This is a genomic window from Allobosea sp. NPDC055594, assembly GCF_053618995.1.
This window is the reverse complement of sequence record NZ_JBSHIO010000038.1, coordinates 1-6,782: the sequence shown is the minus strand read 5'-3', so window position 1 is coordinate 6,782 and position 6,782 is coordinate 1. Positions and strand designations below refer to the sequence as shown.

The following is a 6,782-nucleotide window of genomic DNA, read 5'->3' as shown; positions in this document are numbered from 1 at the left end:
CCGGAATCCGCGTTTTCCACCAGTCTGGTGGGCTGGTTTTTTTTTATAAGAGACACCCCCCGGGTTAGCGGGTGGCGGCAGTATGTGTTTGGGGGGGCGCGGCAACCGGCGTAAGCCTGTTGCCGCGGAAGGATAGTGAGGTTTAGGGGCGGGCCGCCCCAGCACAGGTGTGGACGGGGCGGCTGAGCTCAGTTCAGTCTTCGCGTGGCGACGACCTCGAGATAGCTGCTCGGCACAGCCATCGTGGTATCGCCCGATCGGTTGAACTGTGCGACCAGCGCCATCAGGTCACGCGTCAACGCCGCCTTGGCTGGATGGTCCAACGCTCCAAAGACCTTGAGGACTGGTCCGTAGTAGTCGCTGAAGATCTGGAGCCAGTGCTCCGGTGAGCGATAGCGGAAGACGAAGTCGCGCCGCGTCGCCTGGACCGAGGCGCCTGCTGAACCGAATAGCTCGGCCAGGCGCTCCTCGGTGCCCCAGAGCGCGGGCGAACGCAGCCCGGGGGCCGGCGGGGCATATTTTCCGATCGTCTTGAAGAGATGACCGATGAAGCCGTCCGGCGTCCAGTTAGCCAGGCCGATCTTGCCACCATGCCTGCAGACCCGCAGCAGCTCCGAGGCCGCGCGCTCCTGATCAGGCGTGAACATCACCCCGAAGGTCGACATGACCGCGTCGAACTGGCCATCCGCGAAGGGCAGAGCTTCGGCGTCGGCTTCACGGAAGGAGATGTCCAGATGTTCGGCCGCGGCGCGCTCGCGGCCACGTTCGAGCAAGGCCGCGACATAGTCCGTGCTGGTAACATCGCACCAGCGGCGCGCCGCAGCGAGACTGGCATTGCCGTTTCCGGCGGCGACATCGAGCACGGCCTGGCCGCTGCGCAAGTCAAGCGCCTCGCACAGGCGTTCGCCGACGATCTGCAAGGTCGTGCCAACGACGGCATAGTCGCCGGACGACCACGCACCATGCTGGCAGAGTTTGATTGCCTCATGGTCGATCTTCTGAACGGCCTTGCCCTGAAGCGTGGTGGACATTGGACGTGTCTCCTCGTGAGCTTTGCTGGATGGGCCTGGGTGAACGGGGGGGCACGGCACCTCGGGAGGGCGCCGTGCAGCGCGTGGTCACGGCCGCGGATCGGCGCGCGGCACGAGGAACTCGATCTCCGTGCGAGTGATGCCGATATCCTTCAGCATCTTGTCGTCGAGGCGCGACAATGCATTTGCCGCGTGGCGAAGCCGCCCCACGAGGGCGATCCGGCGCAGCCGCTTCGACAGAGTCTCGATCAGCCTGGTCGTCAGAGGGCGCCGGACAGGCTTTTGATCAGGCGAGATGAAGGGGCCATGGACTTCATAGAAGCACCGCTCGCCAACGATCTGCCCGACCGCCATGCGTCCGGCCAGCCGATCGAGCACCGACTTGGTGCGAGGCCGCAGCATGTCGGCCAGATCGTCGATATCGTGAAAAAAGTCGCTCTTGACCGCGTACATTATGCCGCTCCCTTGCTTGTCCGCCGCTTCCTTGGGCGGTGTTGCGGCGTTTTGGCAGCTCGGGAGGCACCGCGTCTGTGAGGTGCCGCACATAGGTGCTTGAGGGTGGCGGCGCGGCCGATGGCGAGCGAAAGCTGTCAGGTGCCGAAGCGCCCGGTGGCTGCGAGATTGTCGCCGCTTCCTCGCAAATCTCATGCTTGAGGATAATCGTGAGGGTCGGAACTTCGCGCGGTCAAAGCACGCTGTGCTCGCCCCACGAGCGGCCGGGAGCGACCACAGAAATTGGGCGATCAATCGCGGCGAAACAGTCTAAGCGAACGCTTTCGCATGGGGCGCGGGCGGGAGGTCCGGCCTCACTGACGCGGCTCCCACTCCCGGCGCGCGAGGGCCAGCCAACCGTCATCATAGATCGGCTGTCCGGCGATCGACAAAGGCCCGCCGGTAGCATCCTTGAGCTGGTTGTCCGGGACGCCGTCGCCGTCGATGTCGGCACCTGCTTGGCCAGCGATCCGTGGGCATTTGAGCATCAGCGGGAACGCGCCTTCGGCCAGACGAAGGCCGCCTTTGGTGTCGCTCGGATAGTGCACTCCGAGGACCTCGCGGAGCTTGGCGATGCGCTCGGCCAGCAGCCAGAACGGACCCGGCTGGCCCTTGGGGTTGCTGGCGTCCGGGGGGCGTGAAACCAGCGCAACCGGAACCACCTGCTCCAGGCATTTCGCAATGAGGAAAGATTGGGTCGCGTGCCCGCTCGGATAGGCTGGATGTCCTGGAGGATCGATCGGAGCGAGCAGGCTCGGATCGAGGCGGACAGGTCGCGGGCGGTTGAACATGTCCTTGTAGTACATGCAAAGGAACTGCCCAAGTCGCAGTGCCGTGGCCGTGAAATAATACGTATAAGGATGCGTTTGAAGGTTGAATTGCAGCAAGGCGCGGAAATATCCGATGATGCCATTGCGTTGAGCTAGCGCTTCGGACATTACGCCAGGTCGGAATTGAGAAAGTCGTCGCAGGTGTTTTAACTCCCTTTGAACGGCCGAGCAGTTGTCGCCATCGACATCGAATATAGAACCGATGTCATCCTGCATGTCGTTGGACCGCATGAGCTTGGTCCAGGCCAACTGTCCTGCAGGCGTCTTCAACTTCATGAATTCCGCAAGGACGAGCAAAGAAGCGTTGTCGGGCGTGAAATCGGTCAGGCGCGGCGCGATCGCGTCTGGCGCGATGGGCCAGCAATCGGTCGGCAAACTGGGGGGCCAGGCGTGGCCAAGGCGTGGCGGCCAGCGATGACCGCGATAATCCGTTTCGCCGTCGTCCTTCCTGATTTCCATTTCCGGCGCGACACCGATTGGGCGAAAAACGGAGCCGCGCCCGCCTCCCAGCGCGTCGAAGTTCTCGAAGCCTTCCGCGCCATCGGCTCCGTCAGCCCCGTCGGCGGGACCGAATGCTCCATTGCGCACCATTTCCCCCTCCATGTTAGGAATTTTAGGCGATTATGCCCGCGCTATCAGTTCGGCAGGCCTGCCTGCCGCAAATGTGCGGCGAAGGCCTCGCGCAGACCGGGTTCGAAAAACGGCAGGCGCGTACGTGCATACATGTCCAGCGAGAAACCGGGGCGCACGGCCATGAACCGGGCAGCCACCTGCCGGGCGTCCTCTTGCGAGCCAGCCGCAGCCAAAGCCGCCGCGAGCAGCAGGAGCGTCGCCCCATGCAGTGGGTTCTCAGCCAGCGAGCGACGTTGCCAGCGCACAGCCTCGTCGAAGCTGCCGCTGGCGTAGTGCGCGATGCCCAGAAACATGAGCTGCGAATAGCGCATCGGATCATGCGGCGAGAGCCGGAGGCCATGTTCGGCGCGACGCACCGCCTCCTCGCCTTTGCCAAGATAGGCGAGCGTCGCGCTGGAAAGCGTCCAGACGAGGGCGTGGTTCGGGCAGGCCGAGAGAGCCTGACTAAAACATAGCAGCGCAGCGTCGCTGTCACGCCGCAGCATCGTGTTCATGTGCCCCAGGGTGGCGAGAGCCAATGCGTTCGCCCTGTCGATGCTTGTGGCGCGCATTGCAAGCTCTAGCGCCTGCAATGCGTCGTCGTCCGGATTCTGCGACCACCCGCGTCCGATCCGCACGCTGTGCCATCGTGCGGCCCAGGCGACCGGCAGAGCGAAGTCGGGCTCCTCGACCATCGCCTCCGCCAAGTAGCTGCGTGCTCGCTCGAACGTGTCGTAATCCGCACTCGCTATCGTGTAGAGGGCGCGCAGCATCCGATCATAGGCTGTGAGGCTCTCCGGTGACTTGCGCATCGCGCGTTGGAGTTCGGCAGAGCGCACCTGTGGCGCGAGCCCGATTGCGATCTTGCGGGCCACCTCGTCCTGCAGATCGAAAATCTCGCCCCTGCCGATGCGCGCTCGCTCGCCCCAGAGCGTCTCGCCCGAATGCGTGTCGCAGAGCTGCACCGAGATGCCGTACCCTTCGCTGATGCGGCGCATTCTCCCGAGAAGCGCGTAACGCACGCCCAGTGCACGGCCCACCTCTCGAGGGTCCGGCTGGCGTCCGCGGAAGATGGCGCTCGATGCCGGGGAAACGACGAACAGCTCGTGCAGGCCGGCGAGCGACATGCCCACGTCCTCCGCGAATCCGTCTCCGAAATGAGCATCTTCCGTATCCCCATCCTGATCGAGCAGTGGCAGTACGGCGAGGGAGGGCAGTCCGGCTCCTGTCTGAATCGGAACGGTGACCCGTACCAGTTCTGTTTCGATCGCAAACAGGCGCGCGCGCTTATGGAAGCCCTTCAGATCGGCATATCCCAGATCTCGCAGATCGGCCCGAGTCGAAGCGTCCAGCGCATCCCACACGCGTTCGGAGATCACGATTCCGCCGGGCGCCGCGTGTGACTGCAACCGCGCCGCAAAATTCACCGCATCCCCAAAAATCTGGGAGTTGCTCTCGAACACGTCGCCAACATGGATTCCGATACGGAGCACGACCGGCACTGTGTCGGCCGAGCTGGCAGCCTCCAGATCGGCCCTGACGCTGTGCTGGATGGCGCGAGCCCACGCGACGGCATCGCTTGCGGCCTGGAACCCGGCCAGGACGCCGTCGCCGAGCACGTCCACGATGCGGCCTCTGCACCGTTCCGTCTCGGGCTCGATCAAGCCGTGCAGGAGGCCCATCCATCGCCCATAGGTGCCGACCTCATCGGCGGCCATGAGCGTCGAGTAGCCAACAACATCGGCGAAGGCGATGGCGACCGTGTGACGACCGCCGTTGGCTGGGGCGGCGACATTTCCGCTGGCGTCGACGTCGGAAGCGAACACCATCGGCACACCCACCTGCGGCTGGATCCGATCGGTCGGGGCGCCGTTCGCCGGCCCCGGGCATTACGATTATCATGGCGCTCGAAGCGCCTGAGCGCTAGTCTTTTGAAAGTGCTGGCCGGCGGGAGCCGGCCCGCGGCAGGATCGGGGGCTCAGGATGTCCGACCCGAACGAAATCCGCCTGGTACTGTCCGTTCACGCCTGGAAAGAACTGCGCGACGCTTACAAGCGCTGGAACTCCGAAGAAGTCCATCGGCAACTCAACGCCAGAATGCGCTTCGGGCGTGATGACTTGTTCAGCGTGGTTGCCTACCCGTCGAATATTCCGCCCCCTGCTGGCGTCGACATCTCCAAGGATGAACTTCTCGACTTTCTGGTTTTCGGGATCGTCGTTCATGGTGGACCGGAGGTCGCGGAAACCTTCGCCAACAATGTGACACGTGAGAATTTTGGATCTGACGTCGGTCTCGGCGCGGATCTCGTCGTGAATCCGGCGCAGGATGCAGTCTCAACTCATTGGTGCCCGAACGAAGCCGACGATGGATTGATGGGAGATCGTGCCACAGCACTCAGGACAATCCGGGCCAACCCGACGTTGCTGGCTGCGGCTGGATTGCCGGGGCCCGAGCAAGTCAACATCGTCTTCGTGGACACCGGCTTGCGGTTGGGCCTCCTTCCGGCGGGCAGTTTCAAAGGTTGGGCCGTGCTGGAGGATCCAGCACATTTCGGCGGCGCGGTACGACTGCCGGGCAACCCGCTGACCTCTCACGGCGAAATGGTGGCGCGAAATGCACAGGCCGTTGCGCTCGCTGCCGGCTCTTCTGCCAAGCTGAATCTGCTGGATTGCCCGGCAATCCCAGACGGCGTCACACGATTGCCTATCTTCCTCAGTTCCGTCGCAGCCGCGCTGTTTTCCGTGTTCAGTACCATTGCCGCCGGGGGGCGGAAGGCAGAGGGCTGGGTGATCTGCAATGCCTGGGGCGTCTTCGATCCGACCGTGAAACCGGGCCAGGCATCTTATGCCGACAATCCCGCCCACCCGATTGCGATTGCATTACGGCTGTTGAACGGGATTGGAGCCGATCTTGTCTTTGCCGCCGGCAACTGTGGCCAATTCTGCCCGAACCCGCGCTGCTCTCCAGATTTTACGGGCCCGTCCGGCGGCATCAATGGAGCCAATGCGTTGCGGGAGGTGTTGACAGTGGGTGCTGTGCGCAACGATCGGCTCTGGCTCGGCTATTCGGGCCAGGGACCGGGTATCGATGGCATGGAGAAAGAAAAGCCGGATGTATGTGCGCCCAGCCAGTTTGCGAGCGACGACTACCCGGGCCGCAACACCGGCACCTCCGCGGCATGCGGTCTCGCGGCGGGCGCTGTTGCGCTCATGCGCACGAAGTGGCGATCCAGCACGCTGACAACGGAACGGCTTGCGGATGCCATCCGGCGCAATGCAGCTCAGCCCTATGGTCCCCGGGGCTGGCAGGAGCGAACTGGGCACGGCATTCTCAATCTCGCCGCGACCGCGGCGGCATTGAATCAGTCTGGACAACCAACAACCCGACCGATGCGCCGTTCGGCAAAAATGGGAAACTAGGCCGATTCAAGGGCTGCTGCTCCTCACAACGACGCTACGGTCTATCCTCAAGCCAGACTGGGTTCCTAGCCGCGACGCTGTAACTTCGGTGGCCGCAATGAGCGTTCTGCACGCGAGCGGACTGCGCTCCGAGTACCGGTTAGCTGGCGCGGACAGCGCCCCAGGATCGGGCGAGAGCCTGCTATCGGACGCCTCGCCCTTGCTTTCCGGAGGAGGCTTTCCCGAAGTCCAGGACGCCGCGAATTCGCGTCACGGGCTTCGCTGAGTAGGTCCGCTTTCAGGCGGCAAGCCAACGTCCGCCAATGTGAAGGGTTTCGGATGCCGGTCCGTGCGGGCGGGGTCTGACCGGGCTGAGGGCCGGCGTCCGAAAGCCTCCAGGGGAGGAAGCCGCGGCCCG

General features: G+C 63.9%; 5 protein-coding genes. 1 reads left to right on the top strand and 4 read right to left on the bottom strand.

Annotated features, from left to right (window positions below):
- Positions 1–188: 188 nt before the first annotated feature.
- The 4 genes from ACWGRX_RS26765 to ACWGRX_RS26750 all read right to left on the bottom strand — a co-directional run bounded on the left by ACWGRX_RS26765 (position 189) and on the right by ACWGRX_RS26750 (position 4,794).
- Positions 189–1,031, bottom strand: a complete 843-nt coding sequence (locus tag ACWGRX_RS26765; RefSeq protein WP_452120043.1) for a class I SAM-dependent methyltransferase — start codon at positions 1,029–1,031, stop codon at positions 189–191.
- Positions 1,032–1,118: 87 nt separating this feature from the next.
- Positions 1,119–1,484, bottom strand: coding sequence for a DUF1127 domain-containing protein (locus tag ACWGRX_RS26760; protein ID WP_452120042.1), 366 nt, complete (start codon positions 1,482–1,484; stop codon positions 1,119–1,121).
- A 353-nt stretch (positions 1,485–1,837) separates the two neighbouring features.
- Positions 1,838–2,944, bottom strand: a complete 1,107-nt coding sequence (locus ACWGRX_RS26755) for a phosphatase PAP2 family protein (RefSeq protein WP_452120041.1) — start codon at positions 2,942–2,944, stop codon at positions 1,838–1,840.
- A gap of 44 nt (positions 2,945–2,988) precedes the next feature.
- A complete protein-coding gene (locus ACWGRX_RS26750) occupies positions 2,989–4,794 on the bottom strand; it encodes an adenylate/guanylate cyclase domain-containing protein (RefSeq protein WP_452120040.1) in 1,806 nt (601 codons plus the stop codon).
- 154 nt (positions 4,795–4,948) lie between these two features.
- Here ACWGRX_RS26750 and ACWGRX_RS26745 point away from each other — a divergent pair, with 154 nt between their 5' ends.
- Positions 4,949–6,385 (top strand): S8 family serine peptidase, encoded by a 1,437-nt coding sequence (locus ACWGRX_RS26745; RefSeq protein ID WP_452120039.1) that lies wholly within the window; start codon positions 4,949–4,951, stop codon positions 6,383–6,385.
- Positions 6,386–6,782: the final 397 nt, after the last annotated feature.

Bases quoted from the DNA above. Each gene is read 5' to 3' on its own strand.
- ACWGRX_RS26745 (WP_452120039.1), top strand. From the start codon at position 4,949: ATGTCCGACCCGAACGAAATCCGCCTGGTACTGTCCGTTCACGCCTGG.
- ACWGRX_RS26755 (WP_452120041.1), bottom strand. From the start codon at position 2,944: ATGGTGCGCAATGGAGCATTCGGTCCCGCCGACGGGGCTGACGGAGCC.
- ACWGRX_RS26760 (WP_452120042.1), bottom strand. From the start codon at position 1,484: ATGTACGCGGTCAAGAGCGACTTTTTTCACGATATCGACGATCTGGCC.
- ACWGRX_RS26765 (WP_452120043.1), bottom strand. From the start codon at position 1,031: ATGTCCACCACGCTTCAGGGCAAGGCCGTTCAGAAGATCGACCATGAG.
- ACWGRX_RS26750 (WP_452120040.1), bottom strand. From the start codon at position 4,794: ATGGTGTTCGCTTCCGACGTCGACGCCAGCGGAAATGTCGCCGCCCCA.